This is a genomic window from Sphingopyxis sp. H073 (assembly GCF_001468395.1).
Taxonomy (GTDB): Bacteria; Pseudomonadota; Alphaproteobacteria; order Sphingomonadales; family Sphingomonadaceae; genus Sphingopyxis.
The window spans coordinates 386642-409080 of sequence record NZ_LNSG01000004.1 but is presented as its reverse complement, the minus strand read 5'-3'; the positions used below and the strand labels follow the sequence as shown (position 1 = coordinate 409080).

General features: G+C 66.1%; 25 protein-coding genes. 13 read left to right on the top strand and 12 right to left on the bottom strand.

Annotated elements, in window-relative coordinates; genetic code table 11:
- Window positions 1-146: 146 nt before the first annotated feature.
- A complete protein-coding gene (locus tag ATE64_RS10045) occupies window positions 147-848 on the top strand; it encodes an extensin family protein (protein ID WP_058455432.1) in 702 nt (233 codons plus the stop codon).
- 46 nt (window positions 849-894) lie between these two features.
- Window positions 895-1767 carry an LOG family protein gene (locus tag ATE64_RS10040; protein WP_058455431.1) on the top strand — a complete coding sequence of 291 codons (873 nt, stop codon included), beginning with the start codon at window positions 895-897 and terminating at the stop codon, window positions 1765-1767.
- A 37-nt stretch (window positions 1768-1804) separates the two neighbouring features.
- Here ATE64_RS10040 and ATE64_RS10035 read toward each other — a convergent pair whose 3' ends face one another.
- Window positions 1805-2239: a cytochrome c family protein gene (locus ATE64_RS10035; protein WP_058455430.1), complete on the bottom strand. Its 435-nt coding sequence runs from the start codon at window positions 2237-2239 to the stop codon at window positions 1805-1807.
- Window positions 2239-2886: a cytochrome c family protein gene (locus ATE64_RS10030; RefSeq protein ID WP_058455429.1), complete on the bottom strand. Its 648-nt coding sequence runs from the start codon at window positions 2884-2886 to the stop codon at window positions 2239-2241. The genes ATE64_RS10035 and ATE64_RS10030 overlap by 1 nt, the downstream gene beginning before the upstream one ends.
- Before the next feature lie 167 nt (window positions 2887-3053).
- Between ATE64_RS10030 and ATE64_RS10025 the strand changes: the two genes are divergently transcribed.
- A complete protein-coding gene (locus ATE64_RS10025; RefSeq protein ID WP_058455428.1) occupies window positions 3054-3944 on the top strand; it encodes a prephenate dehydratase in 891 nt (296 codons plus the stop codon).
- A 20-nt stretch (window positions 3945-3964) separates the two neighbouring features.
- Here ATE64_RS10025 and ATE64_RS10020 read toward each other — a convergent pair whose 3' ends face one another.
- Entirely contained in the window at window positions 3965-4636 is a 672-nt protein-coding gene (locus ATE64_RS10020) for a CDP-alcohol phosphatidyltransferase family protein (protein WP_058455427.1), read from the bottom strand.
- 194 nt (window positions 4637-4830) lie between these two features.
- On the opposite strand from ATE64_RS10020, the gene ATE64_RS10015 reads away from it, so the two are divergent.
- Window positions 4831-5454, top strand: a complete 624-nt coding sequence (locus tag ATE64_RS10015) for a DUF805 domain-containing protein (RefSeq protein WP_058455426.1) — start codon at window positions 4831-4833, stop codon at window positions 5452-5454.
- A 7-nt stretch (window positions 5455-5461) separates the two neighbouring features.
- Here ATE64_RS10015 and ATE64_RS10010 read toward each other — a convergent pair whose 3' ends face one another.
- The 6 genes from ATE64_RS10010 to ATE64_RS09985 all read right to left on the bottom strand — a co-directional run bounded on the left by ATE64_RS10010 (window position 5462) and on the right by ATE64_RS09985 (window position 12902).
- On the bottom strand, window positions 5462-5965 hold the full coding sequence (locus ATE64_RS10010; protein WP_058455425.1) for a hypothetical protein: 504 nt from the start codon (window positions 5963-5965) through the stop codon (window positions 5462-5464).
- Window positions 5962-8775 (bottom strand): DNA polymerase I, encoded by a 2814-nt coding sequence (polA, locus tag ATE64_RS10005; RefSeq protein ID WP_058455424.1) that lies wholly within the window; start codon window positions 8773-8775, stop codon window positions 5962-5964. The genes ATE64_RS10010 and polA overlap by 4 nt, the downstream gene beginning before the upstream one ends.
- A 32-nt stretch (window positions 8776-8807) precedes the next feature.
- On the bottom strand, window positions 8808-9827 hold the full coding sequence (locus ATE64_RS10000) for an alpha/beta hydrolase (protein WP_058800334.1): 1020 nt from the start codon (window positions 9825-9827) through the stop codon (window positions 8808-8810).
- Between the two features lie 36 nt (window positions 9828-9863).
- Window positions 9864-11042 (bottom strand): formate-dependent phosphoribosylglycinamide formyltransferase, encoded by a 1179-nt coding sequence (gene purT, locus ATE64_RS09995; protein ID WP_058455422.1) that lies wholly within the window; start codon window positions 11040-11042, stop codon window positions 9864-9866.
- 70 nt (window positions 11043-11112) lie between these two features.
- Window positions 11113-12348, bottom strand: coding sequence for an MFS transporter (locus tag ATE64_RS09990; protein WP_058455421.1), 1236 nt, complete (start codon window positions 12346-12348; stop codon window positions 11113-11115).
- Between the two features lie 62 nt (window positions 12349-12410).
- Window positions 12411-12902, bottom strand: a complete 492-nt coding sequence (locus ATE64_RS09985; RefSeq protein ID WP_058455420.1) for a GFA family protein — start codon at window positions 12900-12902, stop codon at window positions 12411-12413.
- 291 nt (window positions 12903-13193) lie between these two features.
- Here ATE64_RS09985 and ATE64_RS09975 point away from each other — a divergent pair, with 291 nt between their 5' ends.
- The 3 genes from ATE64_RS09975 to ATE64_RS09965 all read left to right on the top strand — a co-directional run bounded on the left by ATE64_RS09975 (window position 13194) and on the right by ATE64_RS09965 (window position 15574).
- Window positions 13194-13685, top strand: a complete 492-nt coding sequence (locus ATE64_RS09975) for a DUF302 domain-containing protein (RefSeq protein WP_058455418.1) — start codon at window positions 13194-13196, stop codon at window positions 13683-13685.
- Window positions 13682-14623 (top strand): YeeE/YedE thiosulfate transporter family protein, encoded by a 942-nt coding sequence (locus tag ATE64_RS09970; RefSeq protein ID WP_058455417.1) that lies wholly within the window; start codon window positions 13682-13684, stop codon window positions 14621-14623. The genes ATE64_RS09975 and ATE64_RS09970 overlap by 4 nt, the downstream gene beginning before the upstream one ends.
- A 63-nt stretch (window positions 14624-14686) precedes the next feature.
- Window positions 14687-15574 carry a LysR family transcriptional regulator gene (locus ATE64_RS09965; protein ID WP_058455416.1) on the top strand — a complete coding sequence of 296 codons (888 nt, stop codon included), beginning with the start codon at window positions 14687-14689 and terminating at the stop codon, window positions 15572-15574.
- A 2-nt stretch (window positions 15575-15576) separates the two neighbouring features.
- On the opposite strand, the gene ATE64_RS09960 is transcribed toward ATE64_RS09965, so the two are convergent.
- On the bottom strand, window positions 15577-15966 hold the full coding sequence (locus ATE64_RS09960; protein WP_058455415.1) for a carboxymuconolactone decarboxylase family protein: 390 nt from the start codon (window positions 15964-15966) through the stop codon (window positions 15577-15579).
- Between the two features lie 127 nt (window positions 15967-16093).
- Window positions 16094-16543 carry a cupin domain-containing protein gene (locus ATE64_RS09955; RefSeq protein WP_058455414.1) on the bottom strand — a complete coding sequence of 150 codons (450 nt, stop codon included), beginning with the start codon at window positions 16541-16543 and terminating at the stop codon, window positions 16094-16096.
- A gap of 228 nt (window positions 16544-16771) precedes the next feature.
- Between ATE64_RS09955 and ATE64_RS09950 the strand changes: the two genes are divergently transcribed.
- The 6 genes from ATE64_RS09950 (at window position 16772) to ATE64_RS09925 (ending at window position 21856) form a co-directional block, all read left to right on the top strand.
- On the top strand, window positions 16772-17596 hold the full coding sequence (locus tag ATE64_RS09950) for a 3-hydroxybutyrate dehydrogenase (protein ID WP_269433221.1): 825 nt from the start codon (window positions 16772-16774) through the stop codon (window positions 17594-17596).
- A gap of 145 nt (window positions 17597-17741) precedes the next feature.
- Window positions 17742-19010: an NAD(P)/FAD-dependent oxidoreductase gene (locus ATE64_RS09945; RefSeq protein WP_058455413.1), complete on the top strand. Its 1269-nt coding sequence runs from the start codon at window positions 17742-17744 to the stop codon at window positions 19008-19010.
- A complete protein-coding gene (locus ATE64_RS09940) occupies window positions 19007-20140 on the top strand; it encodes a patatin-like phospholipase family protein (RefSeq protein ID WP_058455412.1) in 1134 nt (377 codons plus the stop codon). The genes ATE64_RS09945 and ATE64_RS09940 overlap by 4 nt, the downstream gene beginning before the upstream one ends.
- 106 nt (window positions 20141-20246) lie before the next feature.
- A complete protein-coding gene (locus tag ATE64_RS09935; RefSeq protein ID WP_058455411.1) occupies window positions 20247-20525 on the top strand; it encodes a DUF2282 domain-containing protein in 279 nt (92 codons plus the stop codon).
- Between the two features lie 67 nt (window positions 20526-20592).
- Window positions 20593-21312: a putative DNA-binding domain-containing protein gene (locus ATE64_RS09930; RefSeq protein WP_058455410.1), complete on the top strand. Its 720-nt coding sequence runs from the start codon at window positions 20593-20595 to the stop codon at window positions 21310-21312.
- Window positions 21313-21373: 61 nt separating this feature from the next.
- Window positions 21374-21856, top strand: coding sequence for a RidA family protein (locus ATE64_RS09925; RefSeq protein WP_058455409.1), 483 nt, complete (start codon window positions 21374-21376; stop codon window positions 21854-21856).
- A 51-nt stretch (window positions 21857-21907) separates the two neighbouring features.
- Here ATE64_RS09925 and ATE64_RS09920 read toward each other — a convergent pair whose 3' ends face one another.
- Window positions 21908-22432, bottom strand: coding sequence for a group 1 truncated hemoglobin (locus ATE64_RS09920; protein ID WP_058455408.1), 525 nt, complete (start codon window positions 22430-22432; stop codon window positions 21908-21910).
- Between the last annotated feature and the right edge of the window lie 7 nt (window positions 22433-22439).

The following is a 22439-nucleotide window of genomic DNA, read 5'->3' as shown; positions in this document are numbered from 1 at the left end:
CGCGGCGTTGGGACCGCGTGGCCCGGCGCCGCGTTTAGGGATGGACGCGCAACTGTCAAACAAAATGCGCGAGCCGGGCGAAATTTTCGATGAGCCGAGGGCCGGGGTTAGCGATTTGTTAACCATATTCGTTACAGATTGGCGCCATGGCATTCCCTGCTTTCCTTCGGCCTCGGGTGCTTGTCGCGGCGACTGCTGCCCTGGCGCTTTCGGCCTGTTTCGGCGCGCCGGACGTGATGAAACAGGGGGGCGGGAAGCGCGCGGGCGCCAATGCGCCGCAGCGGCCGCAAGTTACCGGAACGCCGTCCTTCACCAGCCCGGACGCGAAGCAATGCGCCTTCGACCTCAAGCAGGCGGGGGTGCGCTTCACGCCGCTGCCGAATGCGGATCATGGCGGCGGGTGCAGCTCGATCGATTCGGTGAAGCTGCTCGACATCGGCATGCCGGTCACCAACCTGGGCCCGATGACCTGTCCGCTAGCCAAGAATTTCGCGGCGTGGGCACGCTATGCGGTGAAGCCGGCGGGGCGCCAGTTCTTCGGGCAGGATGTCGTGAAGATCGAGACCTATGGCACCTACAGCTGCCGCAACATCTATGGCGGCCGGTCGGGACGGATTTCGCAGCACGCCTATTCGAACGCGATCGACGTCGCAGGTTTCGTGCTCGCCGACGGGCGCCGCATCATGCTCGACGGGGGCTGGAACGGCGATCAGGCATCGCGCGATTTCCTGCGCGCGCTGCACAAATCGGCGTGCCGCCGTTTCGGGACCGTGCTGAGCCCCGATTACAACGCAGCGCACTACAATCATTTCCACATGGACATGAGCGGCAACGGATACTGCCGATAAGGCGCCTGACTTGGCAAAGTCACGCGAAACGGCTAGCCGTCCGCCAATGACAAAAGACAAGCAACCCCATCGTTCGCGCTTCCACAAGGCCAAGGATGACGCCCAGTTCGCCAAGCAGGCGACGACCACCCCGCAGACCGCCGACCCGGCTTACAAGCTGGCCTTCCAGGACACCGACTTCCTGCTGCGCGAGGATCTGCGTCCGGTCCGCTTCCAGCTCGAGCTCCTGAAGCCCGAACTGCTCCTCGACGAGGCCGGGATCGAGTCGACGCTGGTCATCTATGGTTCGGCGCGCATCCCCGAGCCTGCCGAAGCCGACGCGCTCGAAGCCGCGGCGACTGACGACATCCAGCGCAACATCGCGCGGCGCCTGAAGGCCAAGGCCAAATATTACGACGAAGCGCGCAGCCTCGCGCGGATCGCGAGCCAAGTGCCGTGCGACGAGGAAGGCTGCCGCCATTTCGTCGTCTGCTCGGGCGGCGGTCCGTCGATCATGGAGGCCGCGAACCGCGGCGCCGCCGACGAGGGTCGCGAGTCGATCGGGCTCAACATCGTGTTGCCGCACGAGCAGGCGCCGAACCGCTATGTCACCCCGTCGCTGAGCTTCCAGTTCCACTATTTCGCGCTCAGGAAGATGCACTTCCTGCTCCGCGCCCGCGCGGTCGCCGTGTTCCCCGGCGGTTTCGGCACCTTCGACGAGATGTTCGAGCTGCTGACCTTGATCCAGACGGGCAAGATCAAGCCGATCCCTATCGTCCTGTTCGGCAAGGATTTCTGGCAGCGCGTCGTCAATTTCGACGCGCTGGTCGAAGAAGGCGTGGTGAGCGCACGCGACCTCGACCTATTCAAATTCGTCGAGACGGCGGACGAAGCCTGGGCGATCATCCAGGACTTCTACGCGAATATCGAACATCACTGATCTAACGACCCTCCCTGCGGCACAGGGAGGATTCGTGTTATTTCGACTGCGCTTCCAGATACAGGATCAGCGCCTTGCGATCGGATGCGTCGATGACGCCCGCGAACGCCATGCGCGTGCCCGGGGCGTATTTCATCGGGCTTTCAAGGAACCGGTCGAGGTTCGCGGCGTCCCAAGCGCCGCCCTTCGCCTTCAGGGCCGACGAATAGGAGAAGCCTTCATGCGCCGCAACCGCGCGGCCGACGACGCCGTGGAGGTTGGGGCCGATACCGTTGGCGCCACCCTTGTCGATCGTGTGGCACGCGACGCATCGCTTGAAGACCTGCTCGCCCATCGCGGCGGTCGGCTCGACCGCGGGTGCGGCGGTTTCGGCAGAAGCCGTTTCGGGGCTTGACGTGTCGGCGGGCGGTTCGCTCTTGCCGCAGCCGGCAAGCAGCAACGCGCCCGCCAGCAGGACGGGCGCGAGGCGCATTATTTCTTGGCTTCGGCCGGAGCAGCGGGCGCGCCTTCGGCACCCTTGGCGGCTTCGGCGGGAGCCGCGGCCTTGCCGGCGCCTGCAGCCGGGGCAGCGGCCGCGTCGGTGGCCGGAGCGGCTTCGGCCGCGGGCAGCGGCAGGTTCGAACCCTGCGCGTTGAGATAGACGATCAGGTTCGCGCGGTCTTCCGGGTTCGACAGGCCCGCGAACGACATCTTGGTGCCGTTGGCGAACTTGCGCGGGCTGGTCAGCCAATGGTCCATCTTTTCGAAGTCCCAGGTGCCGCCGACATTCTTGAGCGCGTCTGAAAAGGCGAAGCCCGCCTTGCCCTGGCCGATCGGTTCACCCATCGTCGCATAGAGGTTGGGGCCGATGCCGTTGGCACCGCCCTGATTGATCGTGTGGCACGCCGCGCACTTGGCGAACACCGCCTCGCCCTTTGCGACATCGGCCGCAGCGAGCAGGTTGGGGAGCGGAACAGCCGACGCGCCGCCGCCTTCGCCGCCCTCGGCATCCTCGATCGGATAGCCGGGCTTGTGGGGATCGTGGCTGGCAAACAACATGCCCGAGCCGATCGTCAGGCCCAGTGCGCAAATACCGGCGAACAATACCCAGCCGGCAATAGTGTTGTTGCGATTGTCCATGCTTGCAGCCCCGTTCGCTGGCGCCCGCCCTTGAGCGCGTGATATGATTTGGTCGCTCCCTTACTGGGGCATGGTGCGCGGCGCAAGGGGATGAAATCGCACGCAGCGCCGGTTGCGCGCGCTGCCATGCCTCGCTATGCGCCGCGGCGCAGTTGGGAAGGGCGGTCATGGGTAGCTACACGGCATCGGCGCAGCATCTGGTGGACGAAATGAAGGCGGCGGCGCTCGCCGATCCGGCGCGCGGGCTGGCCTTTCAGGGAGCGCCCGGTGCGAACAGCGACCTTGCCGCGCGCGAATATGACGCGAATTCTCTGCCGCTGCCCTGCTATTCGTTCGAGGATGCGATCGAGGCGGTGCTGGGCGGTAGCGTCGACCGCGCGATCATCCCGATCGAGAACAGCCTGCACGGCCGCGTCGCCGACATCCACTTCCTGCTCCCCGAATCCGGCCTCTATATCGTCGGCGAGCATTTCCTGCCGATCCGCTACGGTCTGATGAGCCGCGACCTCGGTCCCGTGACCCGCGCGATGAGCCACGAGCAGGCGCTTGGACAGTGCCGGAAATGGCTGCGCGCCAACAATATCTCCCCGATCGCGCACAGCGATACCGCGGGCGCCGCCGCATGGGTCGCCGACAGCGACGAAGTTGGGCTCGCCGCTCTGGCGCCGCCGCACGCCGCCGAACTGTACGGGCTGACGTTGCACGGGACCGGAATGGAGGATGCGGATCACAATATGACGCGCTTCGTCGTTCTGGCGCGGGAACCGCTGGCCGAACCGCCGGCGGGCATGCCGCTGATGACCACCTTCGTATTCGAGGTGAAAAATATTCCCGCTGCGCTTTACAAGGCGCTTGGCGGCTTCGCGACGAACGGGGTCAACATGACCAAGCTTGAAAGCTATCAGGTCGGCGGTAGCTTCGCCGCGACGAAATTCTATGCCGACATCGTCGGCGCGCCGGGCGACGAGCGCATCGACCGCGCGCTCGAGGAGCTCGACTTCCAGACGAAATCGCTGCGCCTGCTCGGCACTTATCCCCAAGCGCGCCTGCGGCCCTAGGGTCCTGACCCTAGGGCTTTCTAGACTCCGCGTTTGCGGAGCATGTGGGCGGTCGCGAGGCTCTGGACCACGAACAGCGTCACGAGAATGCTCGCGACGACCAGCGCGAACAGGTCGAAGGCCGAGAAGCTGCTGCCAAGAACTTTGTGTCCCCCGATAAGCGGCATCGCGACCGTCATCGCCATCAGCATCAGCCGCAATTCGGTCGGCCCCCCGGCCATATAGGACAGGCGGAACTCGCCGACGACCTTCGCGGCGAGGAAGGTGTGGATCGACAACAGGAAATAGCCGATCACCGCCATCAGCGCGACGTCGAGCCGCATGTAGGGGCTTGCGCCGATCGCGCCGATCATCAGCAGCGTGCCAACGGCGTCGACGCTGTGGTCGAGGAAATAGCCGTAAGCGGGGCGCTCGATTCGCCGCCAGCGGGCAAGGCTGCCGTCGAGCGAATCGCCAAACCAGTTGACGACATAGCCGATCAGCGAAAGCACAAGCCACTCACCCTCGATCCAGCTCAGCATATAGCCGGCGGCGACGAGCAGCGCACCCGCGAAACCGAGCGCGGTGAGCTGGTCGGGGGTGACCCAATGGGGCAGGCGGGGACAGATCCAGTTAAGCAGGCGGCGTTCGCTGCGCGCGAGGATATTCTGCTGAATGCGGGTCGGCGCAGTCGCCGCCGGGGTCGTCGTCATGAAAGCCTTTCGTCGCTGCTGTCGCAAAAGTGCCAGCGGGATGTCATCGCGCTGTCATAGATGGTGCGGGGCAAGTGGGGAAGAGGCGGCGGGCCTCTTTGACGCAATAGCAGGCCTTTTACCGCCAATTCGGGGCGGTTGGGCGATTGGCACCTGTCCGCGCGGTCGATAGACTGTCGCGGAAGTGGGGGGATATGGCGGACTTTTCGGTTGGACGGATTTCGCGGCGCGGGTTCGGACGGCTGTTCAGCGCGTACGGCCGCGACAGCCGGATGGATTTCTGGATTTTCGTCGCGCTCGTGTTCGGCCCGTTGATCGTCCTGCAGTTCGCGATGCAGATCGTGCTGGCCTTTCCATCGATGGACGTTCTTGCGGCGAACGCGCCAGGCGATGCCGAGGCGAGCCGCGCGATGTTCGAGAGCCAGATGAAGGGCATGGTCAGCGCGGCCTACGCCAGTATCGGCATCTTCCTGATCGGGGCGCTGCTGCTGCTCTCGGCGACGGCGCGCCGGTTGCACGATCGCGCGCGCGCGGGCTGGTGGGCGCTGATCCTGCCGTTCGGCCTGTTCGCGACGGGGCTGGGGCAGGCGCGCCGCACGGCCGAGGCGGCCGAGCGGTTACCGGCGCTCATGGAAAAAATGGAACGTCAGCCCGGCAATCCGGCGTCGATGATCGATTGGGTGGCGCAGGCGAACGCGTCGACGCACGGCCCCGATTGGCCGGCGATCGTCGGCGGGCTGCTGCTTGCCTGGTTGGCGATCGAGCTGGCGCGCGCCGGGACCGACGGTCCCAATCGCTTCGGCCCAGCGCCTGAATGAAGCCCGGCTAATCCTGCCAGGGGCCGATTTCGCCGATGTCCCCGATAGTGCGATAACGGACGGCGCCGTCGACCCACGCGACCTCCCACATCGGCGCTGGGCGAGCCCATTCGCCGATCACGAACAGCGGCAGGCGGTTTGCGACGACAAAGGCGAGGTCGTCGGCAGTCGGGCCGGGCACGACGGTTTCCGACCGCTGGTGCAGGCGGATGACAGCCAGGGTGCCCTCGGGCGGCGGCCGAAGCGGCTGCTTGACCGGAAAGCCGAAGCTGCCCGCGATCGATGGATAGCCCTTCGCGTCGCGGACAATCAGCAACACCTTGTCGGCAGTGGGATAGGGGCCGCCGACCGGACGCCCGGCGACCTTGCGCCCCGCGACCGCAGCATATTCGCGGATATCCGCGTCGGCGATCGCGGGGGGAGCGGTTTCGGTTGCCGCCGCAGCCGAGGCCGCGATCGTTGGACCGCCTTCAAGCGCGGCGATCAGCAGGAGGATAGGGGCCGCGATCAATGCGCTTCGCCCCAGCTCTTGCCGATGCCGATCTCGACCTCCAGCGGGACCGAGAGCGTCAGCACCGGCTCGGCGGCGCCCATCATGACGCGGCGAATGACGTCGCCCGCGGCTTCGGCTTTGTCCTCGGGCGCCTCGAAGACGAGTTCGTCGTGGACCTGCAACAGCATCTTGACGTCGGCGAGGCCGGCGTCCGCCAGCGCCTTCGGCATCCGTGCCATCGCGCGCTTGATCAGGTCGGCGCTGGTGCCCTGAATGGGCGCGTTGATCGCGGCGCGCTCGCTGCCCGCGCGTTCGTTCTGGTTCGGCGCCTTGATGCGCGGGAACCAGGTCTTCCGCCCGAACAGTGTCTCGGTGTAGCCGCGCGCCCGCGCCGTTTCGAGCGTGTCGGTGATATAGTCCGAGATGCCGGGGAAGCGCTCGAAATAGCGGCTGATCAGCGCCTGCGCCTCGTCGGGCGTGATTTCGAGGCGGTTCGCGAGGCCCCAGCGCGAAATGCCGTAGAGGATCGAGAAATTGACCGTCTTCGCCTTGCCGCGCGTGTCGCGGTTGACCTCTCCGAACAGTTCGATCGCGGTCGCCGAATGAATATCCTGCCCCTGGGCGAAGGCCTGTTTGAGTTCGGGAACATCGGCCATGTGCGCAGCCAGGCGGAGTTCGATTTGGCTATAGTCGGCCGCGATCAGCACCTTGCCCGGAGCAGCGATGAAGGCGTCCCGAATCTGGCGGCCGATTTCGGTGCGGATCGGGATATTCTGCAGATTCGGATCGGTCGACGACAGTCGCCCGGTCTGCGCTCCGACGAGGCTGTAACTGGTGTGCACGCGTCCGGTCTTCGCGTTGATCTGCTGTTGCAGCGCGTCGGTATAGGTGGATTTGAGCTTCGCGAGTTGGCGCCATTCGAGGATCAGCCTCGCGATCGGCACCCCGTCGCGTTCGAGCCGTTCGAGTTCGCTCTGGTCGGTCGACCAATCGCCCGATTTGCCCTTGCGCCCGCCCTTGAGCCCGAGCTTGTCGAACAGGATTTCGCCGAGTTGCTTCGGGCTTCCGATCGTGAATGGCTGACCCGCGAGTGCGTGAATCTCGCCTTCCATACGCAGCATCTCGCTTGCGAATTCAGCCGACAGCTTCGCCAGATAGTCGCGGTTCACGGTGATGCCGACGCGCTCCATCCCCTCGACGATGGCGGCAAGCGGGCGATCGACCATTTCATAGACGCGCGTCCCGCCTTCGAGCGGCAGGCGGAGTTTCAGCAGCTTCCAAAGCCGCCACGCGACCTCGGCATCCTCGGCGGCATATTGGGTCGCCCGGTCGAGCGGCACCTCGGCAAAGCTGATCTGCGACTTGCCGGCGCCGCACACTTCCTTGAACGACAGGCAGACATGGTCGAGGTGCAGCTTCGACAATTCGTCGAGGCCATGACCGTGCTTGCCCGCGTCGAGTGCGAAGCTCATCACCATCGTATCGTCATAGGGCGCGACGGTCAGCCCATGCTGCGCCAGCACGCCGATGTCATATTTGAGGTTGTGCCCGACCTTGAGCACTGCATCGTCGGCGAACAGCGCGCCGAGCCGTGCGAGCGCTTCCTTCATGGGAATTTGCTCGGGCTTTTCGGCAAACATGTCGGTGCCTCCGTGGCCGAGCGGGATGTAGCAGGCCTTGCCGGCGCTGGTCGACAGGCTGACCCCGACGAGGTCGCCGGTGACGCTGTCGAGGCTTGCCGTCTCGGTGTCGATCGCAACGACATGCGCGGCGCGCGCCTCCGCGATCCAGCGGTCGAGCGCATCGAGCGTCGCCACCGTTTCATAGAGCGCACGGTCGATCGCCGGCCACGCGGGCAGGGTGGGCGTCGACGGAACGGCGAGAGCCGCGGGCGCAACCTTCGCGTTCGCGCGCGGCAACGTCGGCGGCCCGCTTGGCGTCGCGCCATTGTCGAGTTTGGCCGAGAGCGAGCGGAACCCATGCTCGTCGAGGAAGGCTTTCAGCGGCGCGGGCGGGATTGCGCCGAGCTTCAGCGAATCGAGCGGATCGGGCAGCGGCACGTCGCGCTTGAGGTCGACGAGGATGCGCGACAGTTCAGCCATGCCGCGGTGCTCGATCAGATTGTCGCGAAGCTTGCTGGCCTTCATCGTCCCGGCGCCGTCGAGCGCGGCGGTGAGGTTGCCATATTCCTGGATCAGCTTGGTCGCCGTCTTCGGTCCCACACCGCGCACGCCGGGGACGTTATCGACGCTGTCGCCCATCAGCGCGAGCACGTCGCCGACAAGGTCGGGGGAGACGCCGAACTTCTCGTCGACCGCCGCCAGCCCGAGGCGGACATTCTTCATCGTGTCGAGCATGTCGACGTGCGGGCCGCCGGCGGGTTCGCGGATCAGCTGCATCAGATCCTTGTCCGAGGACACGATGGTAACGTCCCAGCCCTCGCGCACCGCGGCTTCGGCGTAGCTGGCGATCAGGTCGTCGGCCTCGAACCCCTCCATCTCGATGCACGGCAGCGAGAAGGCGCGGGTCGCGTCGCGGATCAGCGGGAATTGCGGGCGCAGATCCTCGGGCGGTTCGGGGCGGTTCGCCTTATACTGGTCGTAAATCTCGTTGCGAAACGACTGGCTGCTATGGTCGAGGATGACCGCAAGGTGCGTCGGCCCGTCGGCGTCGTGCAGGTCCTTCGCGAGCTTCCACAGCATCGTCGTATAGCCATAGACCGCGCCGACCGGCACGCCGCTCGGGTTCGTCAGCGGCGGCAGGCGGTGATAGGCGCGGAAGATGTAGCTGGAGCCATCGACCAGATAGAGATGATTCTTCTCGGACATGGCGGCGGTGTAGCAGCGGCGGCGCGGGCGGCCTAGCGTGATGGTCCCGCTTTCTTCTCTGTCACGCGGCGCGCGAAGGCGACGGTGCGCTCGAAGGCCTGCCGGCCCGCCGGGCTGTCGAGATCGAACTGATATTCGTGGCCGAGAGCGGGCGAATAATCCGCAGGAAAGAATAGCGGATCGGTTATCGCTCCCGCGGCTTTCAGCCGATTGGCGAGCCTTTTCGACTGGCCGAGGAGCGGGTCGGCATTGCCGGCGGTGATAAAGACGGGCGGGAAATCCTTTGTCACATGATCGGGGACAGCCATCAGGCGGAACGCCGGGTCGCTCATCGCGTCACGCTTGCCGCCGTAGGCCCAGACGACCGCGCGCAGAAAGGGGCCGAGTTTGCCGTCGAGATTGAGCATCGTCACGTCGTGCGCGCCGCAAAACAGGATCGCGCCCTTGATCCGATCGGGCCCGACCGAAGGGGAAATGCCTACGGCCTTGGCATAAGCGGGGTTGGTGGCCAGCGCCGCCACCTGCGCCGCAATCTGGGCCCCGGCGCTGTCGCCGCCGATCAGGACGCGGTCGGGATCGATGCCGTAACGCGCCGCATTGGCGACGATATAGCCTAGCGCCTTGTTCGTCTGGCGTATCGGGGTCGGGTAATGCGCCTCGGGCGCGATCGTATAGTCGACCGTCACGGTGACGAAGCCCCGGGCTGCCAGAATCTTCAGATATTCGGCGACGATATGGCGATTACCCGAAACGAAACCGCCGCCGTGAATCCAGATGATCGCGGGTTGGGACGCCGCTGCACCTCTCTGGCGAAAGACATCGAGCAGCGCGTCGGGATCGGACGGGTCATAGCGGACGGCGCCCGTCGTCTCGATATTGGCTGGGACTTTCGGGAGCAGCTTTGCGCTCGCTGCATCCGATCCTGAATCGAACAGGGCGCGGATCGCCCAGATCGCAGGCTGCGGCGTCACGTAAGAAACGGTCAACCACAATAATGCGGCGACCGCGACCAACAGCGCGACGATGCGAACCAGCCACCGGAGCATAGCCATCCTCCGGCGCCGTCATAGCGCCGATCGGCGGAATTGTCAGCGATACTCGATCGTCAGCTTGGCCGCCGCCGCGACCGCCGCCGCACGCGCCTCGTCGGTTGAGCCGACTTCGACCTTCGCGAGTGCGACGCCCATGCGGCGGTAGGGGCGGGTGACGGGCTTGCTGAAGATGCGGGCATCGACCGCGGTCTCGGCATTGGGCGCGGTCAATGCGTCGGCGAGTCCGGTGATCGCGAAATCCACCGCGTCGCGGTCGGCGAGCAGCACCGCGCTGGCGCTGGCGTCGGGAACGTCGATCGCGGGGATGGGCAGGCCGAGGATCGCGCGGGCGTGGAGATCGAATTCCGACAGCGCCTGCGAGATCAGCGTGACCATGCCGGTGTCGTGCGGGCGGGGTGACAGCTCAGAGAAGATGACCTCGTCGCCCTTCACGAAAAATTCGACCCCGAAGATACCGTGCCCGCCGAGTGCGCCAACGACCTTGGTTGCCATATCTTGCGCACTCGCGAGCGCAGCATCCGACATCGCCGCGGGCTGCCAGCTTTCGCGATAGTCGCCGCGTTCCTGCCGGTGGCCGATGGGCGGGCAAAACGACACGCCATCCTTGTGGCGGACGGTCAGCAGCGTGATTTCATAGTCGAAGTCGATGAAGGCTTCGGCGATCACGCGCAGCCGGTCGCCGCGCATTCCGGCGGCGGCATAATCCCACGCGGCATCGATCCCCTCGGCGTCCTTGACCGTGCTCTGCCCCTTGCCCGACGAGGACATGACGGGCTTTACGACGAGCGGAAATCCGATGCGTGCGGCAGCGCTCGCCAGTTCTTCGCGGTTTGTTGCATATTCGAAGGTCGAGGTTTTGAGGCCGAGTTCGCTCGCGGCAAGGTCGCGGATGGCATCGCGGTTCATCGTCAGCTGCGCCGCGCGCGCCGAGGGGACGACGTGGAAGCCCTCTGCTTCGACCTCGGCGAGGATTTCGGTACGGATCGCCTCGACCTCGGGCACGATGTGGTCGGGCTGGTGCCTTTCAATTGCGGCGCGCAGCGCGTCGCCGTCTAGCATCGAGAAGACCTCGTGCTCGTCGGCGACCTGCATCGCGGGGGCGCCGTCATAGCTGTCGCACGCGACGACATGGCAACCGAGCCGCTTTGCCGAGATCACGAACTCGCGCCCGAGTTCGCCCGAACCGAGCAGCAGGATTTTGGCGGTGGGGGTCATGGGCGCGCTCCGTCGGTGGCTGGAATGCGGCGGCTCTAATCGCGCGCGCCGGGATTCGCCAGTGCGGGTTTCAGATGTCGAGGGTGCGGATTTCGGGGATCAGCACCCACCAGAGCAGAGCGCCGAGCGCGGCAAGCGCAGCCGCGGTCGCGAAGGCATAGGTATAGCCACCGAGATAATCGACGATCAGTCCGGTGATAATCGGTCCGACGATCCCCGACACATTGCCAAGCGCGTTCTGGACGCCGACCCAGCTTCCCGCTGCGCGCGGACCGGCAAAAATCTGCGCGACCGCAAACAGGTTGGTCGCGATCAGCCCGGTTCCGAAACCCGCGAGCGCGAGCCATATCCCGAGCATCAGCGAGCTTTCGGCGACCGCGATCCCCGCGATCGCCGCAGCGGTCGCGAGCTGGCCCGCGATCATCAGCGAGCGGCGAAGCTCGCCCTCGTTCGCGTCCCCGGCCACCATCCGATCGGAGAACCAGCCGCCTGCGAGCGCGACGACACCCTGCGTCGTGAAGCTCAATGTCGTCAGCGCGGTCATCTCGGCGATCGAATAGCCGCGCGAGTTGACGAGGTAGAGCGGTAGCCAGGCGAGGACGAAATAAAAGCCGTAGTTGGACAGGAAATGCACGAACCCCATGCGCCAAAGCGTTGGAATACGGAGCAGGCCGGTGATCGACACGCGCTCGCCGGGCGGAGCGACGATGCTTTGGGCGCGAAGCGGGGCGGAAGCGATTTGCCAAGGTACGAGCCACAAGAGGGTACCGAGCCCGAACACCCAGAACACCGCGCGCCATCCCCATCCGCCAAGGATGACGCCGCCGAGCAGGACGCCGACGGCCGGGCCGAAGGCGAGCGCCGCCGACACCGATGCATTGGCGATTCCGCGCCGCTCGACCGGAACTTCGGCAGCGAAAATCTTGCTGCTGCCCGGAAAGGCGATGCTCTCGCCGAGCCCGAGGAACAGCCGCAACAGGACGAGCGAGGCGAGCCCGCCGACGAAACCGGTGAGCGCGGTGCTGATCGACCAGATTGCGACGCCGAACGCGAAGACCCGATAGACGCAGTAGCGGTCGCACAGCCAGCCTACGAACAGGCAGGCGGGCGCATAGACCCAGAAAAAGGCGGACACCGCGACCCCGAAGCCGGTCGCGGTGAGTTGCAACTCGTCCTTCATCAGCGGCGCCGCGACGCCGATCGCGCCGCGATCGACGTAGTTGAGCAGGACCGACAGTGCGATCAGCGCGACGACCCACGTCAGTCGTGCGCGGCTGATGCGCGTTCCGATCGGCAGTGTCGCCATTCGCAAGCCCTCCCCAAAGCCATGAGGGAGATATCACAGGCGACGGGGAGGCGCTTGACGAATTATGCGGGCCAGTGCGGCGTGTCGTGGTCGGGATGCTGGTGATTGCTCGCCTTGATCGCGTCGGCGACGCTGCTCATCGTCTCTTCGGTGGTGCCTTCTGCGCTGATCGGCAGGTCGGCGAAGAGGGCAAGCTGGCCTTCGACGCCGAACTGCATCCGCGGCGCGAACTTCGCGGGTTCGTCGAACGAGCCCGTCGTCAGGTTGATGTGCTTGCTGTCGAAATAATCATAGGTGAGCGGCGTGCCGCAGTCGTGGCAAAAGCCGCGCGCGGCCTTGTCCGAACTGTTGAAGGTCGCAGGGCTCCCGCGCGTCCAGGTCAGCGCATCGCGCGGCACCCCGATCAGCGCCGCGAAGAAATTGCCGGCGGCCTTCTGGCACATGCGGCAGTGGCAGATGTGCGACGTGTCGAGCACCGCGGTGACATGCCAGCGCACCGCCCCGCACTGGCAGCCGCCCGAGGCTTCGGTTTCGATGCGTTCAGGGCTGTCCATGTATTCTCACTCCCGTTCAAAAGTCCGATGATCCTTTAAGGTCCTGACCCTAAGCGCTGAAACAGCGGCAGGGGATAATTTTTCGTCCGAAGCGACCCGCAGCCCTTCTGCCGCAGGACCTGCTCGATCGGCGGCCTCCGCCGAATCTCCGCAATCGGCCGGTCCGGCGCCAGGATTGTGAGCTCGGCGCTCCAATAGCGGCAGCGCATCGAACCCATAGCCAAGGGCGATTTTCCTGCGCGGCGGCGGGGCACGATACTGTCGGCGACAATCTTTCGCAGGAGTTCGCCCATGAACCGCTTCAAGTTTCTGATCCCGCTATTCATCTCCGCTTCCTTCGTAGCGGCCGTCCCGATCGCTCATGCACAGCGGGCGGCCGTCCGCGCCGAAACAGCCGCCGATGTCCTCTCGCTTCGTAGCGCCAACAGCTTCGACGAAACGGTCTCGAAGCTTACCGCCGATGTCGCTGTAAAGGGCATTCGCCATTTCGCGACGATCGACCAGGCCGACCTCGCGCGCGGCGCGAACCTGCCGCTGAAGCGCTCGACGCTCGTCCTGTTCGGCAACCCGCCGCTGGGGGTGCAATTCCTGCAATCGAACCCGCTCGCAGGGCTGGACTGGCCGGTGCGGATGCTCGTGACCGAGGACGCTGTGGGCGCCGTCACCGTGTCGTGGACCGACTTCGGCGCGATCGCCAGGCGCTACCGCATCAATGACCGCGCCGCGCAGTTCAAGATGGCTGGCGAGGTCGCCGCCTCGATTGCGAGCGCCGCCACGCAATGATTCCGTCCGCCGGCATCCTTGCCGTTGCGCTCGTCTCCGCCGCGCTGATGGGGCTTGCCATCCAGCGCGGTGCGACCTGTATGGTGGCCGCGCTCGATGAGGCGATCAGCGAGCGGCGCTTCGGTCGCGCCGCCGCGCTTGCCGAAGCCGCGATCTGGGTTGGCGGGCTCGCTGCGATCGCGGCGGCGGCGGGATGGCTGCATATGACGCCCGCCGCCTATGCTGTCACCGGCTGGACCGTCGCGGGCGGCGTGCTGCTGGGTGTCGGCGCGTGGGTCAATCGCTCGTGCGTGTTTGGCGCCGTCGCCCGGATCGGGGCGGGGCAATGGGCGTGGTTGGCGACACCGGTCGGTTTCTTCCTCGGCTGCCTGATTCCGGTGGAGGCACCGATGGGCCATGCGGGGTCATCGTTCGGCGCCGGGCCCGACGGCGTAATCATCATGGTGCTGTTCGCGCTCTTGGCTATCTGGCGCGTCATCCAGGCGATGTCGGCCCGGCATATCGGACGCCATCTGTGGCACCCGCACCGAGCGACGCTGCTGATCGCGGTGACCTTCGTGACGACGCTGCTCAGCGCGGGCTATTGGGCCTATACCGACGCGCTTGCGGCACTTGCGCGGTCGATGGATGCGATGCTGTCGCTGCGCGTGCTGATGGTCGCCGCGCTGTTCGGCGGAGCGGTGGCGGGCGGCGCGATCGCGGGCAAGCTGCGCCGCGAGCGACCGCGCGTTCCGGACGTGCTGCGCTGCCTCGTCGGCGGCGCGCTGATGGGGATCGGCGCCTCGCTCGTGCCGGGAAGCAACGACGGGCTGATCCTGCTCGGCCTGCCGGCATTGCTGCCGCATGCGTGGGTCGCCGTCGCGACGATGGCGCTCGCCATCGCGCTCGCGATCCGGCTTTCGGCTGTAACCGGCGAGGCTCGCACCGCGAAGCCTTGAAAACTGGCGGCCGCGCTTGGTTGCTGATAGTCTTGATGCCGCGTTGCTTTGGGGACGACGCTTATGGAAATGCAACAGATCCGCTATTTCGTCGCGCTCGCGCAGACGCTCAACTTCACGCGCGCGGCGGAACATTGCAATGTCAGCCAGCCCGCGCTGACTCGCGCGATCCAACAGCTCGAGCATGAACTCGGCGGGCCGCTGTTCCACCGCGAGCGCAACAACACGCACCTGTCCGAACTCGGGCGGATGATGATGCCCTATCTCGAAAGCGTCGCCGAAAGCGCGCGCGCCGCCAAGGTGGCCGCAGCGTCGGCGAAGAAGGCCGAGCATGTCACGCTGACCCTGGGGGCGATGTGCACGATCGGTCCCGATCTGATCGCCGACCTGATCGTCCGTTTCCGGGCCGCGCATCCCGATATCGAGGTGCGGGTGATCGACGGCGAGGCGTCGATGATGATCGACGCGCTGGAGAAGGGCGATATCCACCTGAGCCTTGTCGGCGTGCCCGACGATTTGCCCGAGCAATTCCATCAGCTGCCGATCTTCGAGGAACGCTTCGTCATCCTGTTGCCGCCGGGGCATCGCCTTGCCGAACGCAACGCGATCCGGGTCGCCGATCTCGACGGCGAGCCCTATGTCGGACGATCGACTTGCGAAGTCTTCAAGACGGTCGCGCGCGATTTTGTGAAGCGGCACGTTTTTCCGAAAAAGGTGTTCAGTTCGCCGCGCGACGAACGGGTGCAGAAGATGATCAAGGCGGGTCTCGGCTTTGGCTTTTTCCCCGAGTCCAGCGTCACCGATCCCGACCTGGTGGTCCGACCACTGATCGAGCCCGAATATAGCCGCACGGTCTATCTCGCGACGGTGCGCGGCCGCCCGCATTCGCCCGCGGTGGGCGCGTTCGTCCGCGAGGCGCGGCGGCACGGCTGGCCCGCGCTCGCGGTCTGAGATCAGCAGCAGTCGGAAGAAGCGCCGGCGGATTCGACAAGCAGGTCGTGGCAGTCGGCGATGGCGTCGATCGCCATCGCGACACCGGCATGGGCGGCGGTCTGGATCAGCACCTCGATCACCTCCTCCTTGCTCCAGCCGACATGGAGCGCGGCCTCGACATGCTGGCGAAGCTGCAGTGTCGATCGGCCGAGCGCGGCGAAGGCGGCGATCGCCGCCATTTCGCGCACCCGGAGGTCGAGCCCGGGGCGGGCAAAAATGTCGCCATAGGTGAAGCCGACGGCGGTTCGCACGAAGTCGGGCGCGACTTCGGCGGCGCGGTTGCGACGCTCGTCCTGCGTCGATCCGGTTTGCGAGAGGATATCGATCCCGGTGCGATAGGAGTCGGTCAAATCAGTTTTCCTTGGGCAAGGATATGGGACGCGAAAACGGGGACGGCGCGGCTCCGGCGACAATGCGCCGGGGCCGCGCCGGGAGCGGTCCGGGACGGAGGCTTGGACACACTCGCTTGGCCCTGGGTCAGTCGCGCGCCTTGACGTCGGCCGACAGGAGCACGGCAGGAGTCTTTCCGTTGTTGCGCCACCAGTGGGAAATACCGTCGGACTCGCTCGAGATGTCGCCGGCGGCGTGGTCGATGCCGACCGAGCAGCTGCTGCGATATTCGGTGACCGCGCCTGACACGACGATGATCAGCGCGGGGCGTCCGGCGTGGCTGTGAAGCGGGACGATGCCGCCCGGCTGGACGACGAGGCGGCGCATCCTGAGGTCGCGGTTCGCAACGCCGATTTCCTTGGCGAGGTCGACCGAACCGATCACGGTGTCGGTGACGTTGGAGGGCGCGGTCGGCGCGCCGTCGAGCGCGTTGGCGGCTGTCTTGCCCGCGGGGCAGGTGCCGGCGAAGGCCGGGGTCGCGGCCACGAAGCTGGCCGTTGCCGCGAGAACCGCGAGGGTCATGCGATTGAACGTCATTGCGATATTCCTTTTGCCTGAAAGAAAGCTGAAGCCCCGGAAAGCGGCGACGCCGACGCAGGGGAGCGGGGGTCGGTAACGGCTGCGCCGCTTCCCGGGGCTTCATCAAACTAGCCGGGCCCCCGCCGCGCGGACATTCGATTGTCCGCATCGTTTCGATGCACGAACGGCATTTCAGCGGCCGGGTCGGCGTCGGCATAGTTTCTCCCGACCCAATGGAGGAGAAGCATGATGACCGTTCAGCCGCTGGCCGAACTCAAGCCCGCCCGGCCCCTCGCCGGGCGCGTTGCCATCGTTACCGGATCGACGAGCGGGATCGGCCTCGGTATCGCCCGCGCGCTAGCCGCCGCGGGCGCCGACATCGTGATCAACGGACTCGGCGACGCCGGGCAGATCGAAACGGTGCGCCGCGAGCTTGCTGACGCGCACGGCGTCCGGGTGGATTATGACGGCGCCAACCTGCTGCAGCCCGATGGCGCGGTGGCGCTGGTCGACAACAGCCTGTCGCGCTTCGGTCGCGTCGACATCCTCGTCAACAACGCGGGCATCCAGCACGTCAGCCCGATCGAGGATTTTCCAGCGGATAAATGGGACGCGATCCTCGCGCTCAACCTGTCGGCCGCGTTTCACGCGATCCGCACCGCCTTCGGCCCGATGAAGAAAGCGGGCTGGGGACGGATCATCAATGTCGCTTCCGCGCACGGCCTCGTCGCCTCGCCCTTCAAGAGCGCCTATGTCGCCGCAAAACATGGCATCGTCGGGCTGACGAAAACCGTCGCCCTCGAAGGCGCGCGGCACGGCGTGACCTGCAACGCGATCTGCCCCGGCTATGTCTGGACGCCGCTGGTCGAGAACCAGATCGGCGATACCGCGAACGCGCGCGGGATCAGCCGCGAAGAGGTGATCGAAAACGTCCTCCTCGCCGCGCAACCGAGCAAGAAATTTGCGAGCGTCGACGAGCTCGGCGCGCTGGCGGCGTTCCTCTGTTCGGAGGGTGGGCAGTCGATCACCGGCACCGCGCTGCCGGTCGATGGCGGATGGACGGCGCAATGACGCCCCCGGCCAGAATGCGCGCGCCGTTGCCGCCGCACCTTGCCGCTTTCTTCGTGTCCAGGCAGGTGCAACCGGCGCCGCGCGGCGAGGGGGCCGTCCCCCCGCGCGGCGTTCCGGTCCGGTTCTCGTGGCGAAGCATCGGGCGATGAAAACCGGCGGCTCCCCCCTCCATGTCGTGATCGTCGGTGCCGGCTTCGGCGGCCTGGCCGCCGCACGCACGCTCGCGCGCGGCAATGTGCGCGTGACGCTGGTGGACCAGCGCAATCATCACCTGTTCCAGCCCTTGCTCTATCAGGTCGCGACGGCCGGACTGTCCCCGGCCGATATCGCGGCGCCGATCCGCTCGATCCTGCGCCATCACAAGAATGTCCGCGTGCTGCTCGACACCGTCGTCGACATCGACGCGGCGGATCGCCGGGTACTGCTCGCCAGCCGCCGCACGCTGCGCTTCGACCGGCTGATCGTCGCGACCGGCGCGCGGCACAGCTATTTCGGGCGCGAGGAGTGGGAGGCGCACGCCCCCGGTATCAAGTCGATCGACGACGCGACGACGGTGCGCCGCAAGGTGCTGCTCGCGCTCGAGCGCGCCGAGACCGAGCCCGATCCCTTGCGGCGGCAGGCGTTGCTGACCTTCGTCATCGTCGGCGGCGGGCCTACCGGCGTCGAGATGGCGGGCGCGGTTGCCGAGCTTGCGCGGCGATCGGTGTCGCAGGATTTCCGCAGCATCACGCCGCATTGCTCGAAGGTGCTGCTGGTCGAGGCCGGCCCGCGCCTGCTCGCCTCCTTTCCACCCGCGCTGTCGGACAAGGCGCGAAAGGCGATCGAGGATCTCGGCGTCACCGTGATGACCGATCAACGCGTCAGCGCGATCACCGATGCCTATATCGAAGTCGGCGGGACTCGCGTGCCGACGCATACCGTCGTCTGGGCGGCAGGGGTTCGCGCCTCGCCTGCGGCGACGTGGTTGAATGTCGAAGCCGATCGCGTCGGCCGCGTTGTCGTCGATCCCGACTTGTCGGTACCGGGGCATGACGGCGTCTATGCGATCGGCGACACTGCCGCTTTCACCGATGCCGCGGGGCGCTGCCTGCCCGGCATCGCGCCGGTCGCGAAGCAGCAGGGACGCCATGTCGGCGAGCAGATCCTGCGCGGCCGCACAAAGCCCTTCCGTTACCGCGACTATGGCAATCTCGCGACGATCGGTCGCCACCGTGCGGTCATCGATTTCGGCTGGCTGCGGCTGTCGGGCGTGTTCGCGTGGTTCGTCTGGACCACGGCGCACATCTTCTTCCTCGCGGGTTTTCGCAACCGGCTGCTCGTCGGTGCGAACTGGCTCTGGAACTACCTCACTTTCGAACGCGGCGCGCGGCTGATCACCGGCGGCGACGCCTCGCTGCATGGAGACCAAGCATGAATCTTTCCAAGGAACTCGAAGCGCACGGCCAGCAGGTGCTCGTGCTGCAGGGCGGCGGCGCGCTCGGCGCCTATCAGGTCGGTGTCTATCAGGCGCTCCACGAAGCGGGGGTCGAACCCGATTGGGTGATCGGGACATCGATCGGCGCGATCAACGCCGCGATCATCGCCGGCAATGCGTTCGACGACCGGCTCGACAGCCTCACCGAATTCTGGCGCCGTGTCGAACATGGCCATGTCTTCGACGAAGCGCTGCCCGCGCAGGTCGCGAGCTTCTTTCGCAACTTCACGACCGTGGTCGGCGGCCTGCCGACCTTCTTTACCCCGAATCCCGGCGCCTTCGGCAGCGTCTATGCGACACTCGGCGCCGAGCAGGCGGGCTATTACTCGACGCAGCCGCTGCGCACGACACTCTCCGACCTGATCGACTTCGACCGTATCAACGGCGGCGACATGCGGCTGACGGTCGGCGCATCGGCGGTGACGACAAGCGAGATGCATTATTTCGACTCGCGCGACCGGCCGCTGTGCCTCGACCATGTCATGGCGTCGGGCGCGCTGCCGCCGGCTTTCCCCGCGGTGCGGATCGACGGCGAGCTTTACTGGGACGGCGGCATCCTCTCGAACACGCCGGTCGAGGTCGTGTTCGACGACAATCCGCGCCGCGATTCGATGGTCTATGCGGTCCATATCTGGAATTCGCACGGACCCGAGCCCGAGACGATCTGGGACGTGATGAACCGCCAGAAGGATGTCCAATATGCGAGCCGCGCAGGCACGCATATCCGCCGCCAGCGACAGCTCCACCGCCTCCGCCACGTTATCACCGAACTGACCGCGCTACTCCCCGACGGAAGCCGCGCGAAGCCGGGCGTCGCCGAACTGGCGGCCTATGGCTGCCCGACGCGGATGCATGTGATCCGGCTGCTGGCGCCGGCGCTCGCGAACGAGGATCACAGCAAGGATATCGACTTCAGCCCGTCGGGCATTCGCCAGCGCCGCGAGGCGGGATATGCGGACACGATGCGGACGCTGGAGGCGGCGCCGTGGCGCGGCGATTTCGACCCGCTCGAAGGCTTCATCCTGCATGAGGCGATCGGCGGCCACATGGTCGAGCCGACCTGCGGTTGACGGCTTTCGCATCGAAACGATGCGCTCTGGGTAGCGGACGCGGCACCCGTTTTGGTCGAAAGAACGGATACGCCCTTCGGGCGCCAACAACGGAAAGGTTTTCATCATGAACAAGTCGACCATTGCGCTTGCCGCCGCCACCCTCTCGGTTCTCGCCACAGCCGCCGTCCAGGCGGGCCCGGTCGCGCCGCAGCCTGGCAAGGACAAATGCTATGGCATCGCGCTCAAGGGCAAGAATGACTGCGCTGCAGGCCCGGGTACGAGCTGCGCAGGGACCTCGACCACCGACTATCAGGGCAATGCCTGGAAATATGTCGCGAAGGGCAGCTGCGCGAAAATCAGGACGCCGAAGGGCGTCGGCTCGCTGACCCCCAAAAAGCGCTGACGCGCCAATATCTTCGAGGCGTCCCGGCCCTGCGCCGCGACACCCATCCTGTGGAGAGGATGCCATCATGTCTGATCTTGCTGCCGTCCGGCGGACGGTCGCCGACACGCGCTCGCGGTCGTGCGTATCGCACGCCGCCTATCATGCGATTCCGTCGGCCGCCGCCGCCGAAGCGCTCGCCGCAAATTATCCGGTGGTCGGCGCGATCCTGGGACATCTGTCCTTTGCCGACCTCGCGGCCGAGTTCGTCGCGGAAGTGCCGCCGACCGACCCGAACCTTGCCGCCTATGGCTGTCGCTTTCCAGAATGGATCGTGGGCCGCAAGTTGGGCCGCGTGTTGCCCTATCTGTCGTCGGTCGCGGCGATCGACCGATTACATCACGCCGCGGCGCGTGCGCCCGCCGACACGCCGGTATCGCGGGACGTCATCGCGGCCATGACAGCCCAGCAATGGTCGGCGAGCCGCGTCAAACTGCACGCCGCGACGCGTTTCGGATGGTTCGCGGTGCCCGCTCCCTCGATCTGGCTCGGCCATTTCGCACCGTCGCGTGCCGAGGTCGCGACCGAATGGAAAGCGGAAGGGGTGCTGATCACCCGTCCAGCCGATCGCGTCGAGGCCCGCCGGATCGGCCCTGCCGCACACCGTATCCTGTCGGGCCTGCGCATCGGTGAAACGATCGGCGTGTCCACGGCGGCCGCGCACGCGCTCTATCCCGGCGCCGACATCACCGGGACCATTCATGATATGCTGGACAGCGGAGCGATCGCGGCGCTTCGCCCGCGCTAGCGCCTGAGGCGGGCCAATCCGCGCACGCCATCCCGTGACCATCGTCGATAAGGAAAAATCAATGCTGCTTTCCCTGCTCGCAGCCGCCGGCGCCGCGATACAGCCGGCCGCCGGCGCGACCGAGGAGCCTTATGCGCGCACGTCGCAGAATGTCATCGTCCCCGTGCAACGCGAACGCCAACGCGATCTGGAAGAATGGGGCTATGCGGACGCGGTTGTCGACGGAGACCGTGTTTGGCTGTCGGGTGTGGTGGCGGGGCTTCGCCCGGACGAGACGATCGCCGATCAGGAGGCCGCTTTCGAGCGGGCTTTCCAGAGGATCGGCGACGTGCTCGAACGTTCGGGGGCGGGCTTTGACGGTGTGGTCGAGATGACCAGCTTTCACACGGACATGCCCGCGCAAATCGAAGTCTTCAAGAAGGTGAAGCATCGCTATATTCGCGGACCATTCCCCGCATGGACCGCGATCGGCGTGACCCGCTTGGTCCCCGATCGGGGGTTGGTCGAGATCAAGATCGTCGCGCGCCGCAGGCCGGGAATCTGAAAGATCCGCACCGGCCCAAACTGACTCGGAACTTGCAGTCCCTGCGCGGATCTACCGCACGATTACGTCCCCCGACATCGGCGCCAGCTTGCTCAGGAACCGGTTCTGCGCGGCGAAGGCGATGTTTTCTTCGCGCATCGCGGCCTGCAGATTTTCTACCAGCGCGTTCATGTCGCGCATCCGGATGCCCAGATCCTTGTGCGATGCCGCCATGTCGCGGCCGCTGTAATCGCACCCGGCGTTCAGGATATAACAGAATTGTTCGAACAAGGTGCGTTTCAGCCGGACCATGTCGTGCGACACAAAGATCGCGGCGATGCGCGGATCGGCTTCCGACAATTCGGCCGTGCGGCTGGCGATGCGGCGGATGCCGTCCTGTCCGCCAAAGGCCTCGGCCATCGCGGTGCCGGCAAAGGGCGTTGCGCCCGCATTGCGATTGTCCCGAACATAAGGGTCGACCGGCAATTCGCCGGTGGCCGGGTCGCGCTGCTTTTCCTCGACACCGAATTCCTTGTCCCAATCGGTGGGCGGTTCGGCGGCGGGTTGCAGGAGCAGGGCGGCAGCGATCAGAAACATGGCGGAC

Coding starts and splice junctions, on each gene's coding strand:
- ATE64_RS09925 (WP_058455409.1), top strand. CDS start 21,374: ATGCTGCTTTCCCTGCTCGCAGCCGCCGGCGCCGCGATACAGCCGGCC.
- ATE64_RS09975 (WP_058455418.1), top strand. CDS start 13,194: ATGAACCGCTTCAAGTTTCTGATCCCGCTATTCATCTCCGCTTCCTTC.
- ATE64_RS09990 (WP_058455421.1), bottom strand. CDS start 12,348: ATGGCGACACTGCCGATCGGAACGCGCATCAGCCGCGCACGACTGACG.
- ATE64_RS09945 (WP_058455413.1), top strand. CDS start 17,742: ATGAAAACCGGCGGCTCCCCCCTCCATGTCGTGATCGTCGGTGCCGGC.
- ATE64_RS10015 (WP_058455426.1), top strand. CDS start 4,831: ATGGCGGACTTTTCGGTTGGACGGATTTCGCGGCGCGGGTTCGGACGG.
- ATE64_RS10000 (WP_058800334.1), bottom strand. CDS start 9,827: ATGGCTATGCTCCGGTGGCTGGTTCGCATCGTCGCGCTGTTGGTCGCG.
- ATE64_RS09930 (WP_058455410.1), top strand. CDS start 20,593: ATGTCTGATCTTGCTGCCGTCCGGCGGACGGTCGCCGACACGCGCTCG.
- ATE64_RS10035 (WP_058455430.1), bottom strand. CDS start 2,239: ATGCGCCTCGCGCCCGTCCTGCTGGCGGGCGCGTTGCTGCTTGCCGGC.
- ATE64_RS09920 (WP_058455408.1), bottom strand. CDS start 22,432: ATGTTTCTGATCGCTGCCGCCCTGCTCCTGCAACCCGCCGCCGAACCG.
- ATE64_RS10025 (WP_058455428.1), top strand. CDS start 3,054: ATGGGTAGCTACACGGCATCGGCGCAGCATCTGGTGGACGAAATGAAG.
- ATE64_RS09965 (WP_058455416.1), top strand. CDS start 14,687: ATGGAAATGCAACAGATCCGCTATTTCGTCGCGCTCGCGCAGACGCTC.
- ATE64_RS09940 (WP_058455412.1), top strand. CDS start 19,007: ATGAATCTTTCCAAGGAACTCGAAGCGCACGGCCAGCAGGTGCTCGTG.
- purT (WP_058455422.1), bottom strand. CDS start 11,042: ATGACCCCCACCGCCAAAATCCTGCTGCTCGGTTCGGGCGAACTCGGG.
- ATE64_RS09985 (WP_058455420.1), bottom strand. CDS start 12,902: ATGGACAGCCCTGAACGCATCGAAACCGAAGCCTCGGGCGGCTGCCAG.
- ATE64_RS10045 (WP_058455432.1), top strand. CDS start 147: ATGGCATTCCCTGCTTTCCTTCGGCCTCGGGTGCTTGTCGCGGCGACT.
- ATE64_RS09970 (WP_058455417.1), top strand. CDS start 13,682: ATGATTCCGTCCGCCGGCATCCTTGCCGTTGCGCTCGTCTCCGCCGCG.
- ATE64_RS10020 (WP_058455427.1), bottom strand. CDS start 4,636: ATGACGACGACCCCGGCGGCGACTGCGCCGACCCGCATTCAGCAGAAT.
- polA (WP_058455424.1), bottom strand. CDS start 8,775: ATGTCCGAGAAGAATCATCTCTATCTGGTCGATGGCTCCAGCTACATC.
- ATE64_RS09950 (WP_269433221.1), top strand. CDS start 16,772: ATGATGACCGTTCAGCCGCTGGCCGAACTCAAGCCCGCCCGGCCCCTC.
- ATE64_RS10030 (WP_058455429.1), bottom strand. CDS start 2,886: ATGGACAATCGCAACAACACTATTGCCGGCTGGGTATTGTTCGCCGGT.
- ATE64_RS09935 (WP_058455411.1), top strand. CDS start 20,247: ATGAACAAGTCGACCATTGCGCTTGCCGCCGCCACCCTCTCGGTTCTC.
- ATE64_RS09955 (WP_058455414.1), bottom strand. CDS start 16,543: ATGACGTTCAATCGCATGACCCTCGCGGTTCTCGCGGCAACGGCCAGC.
- ATE64_RS10040 (WP_058455431.1), top strand. CDS start 895: ATGACAAAAGACAAGCAACCCCATCGTTCGCGCTTCCACAAGGCCAAG.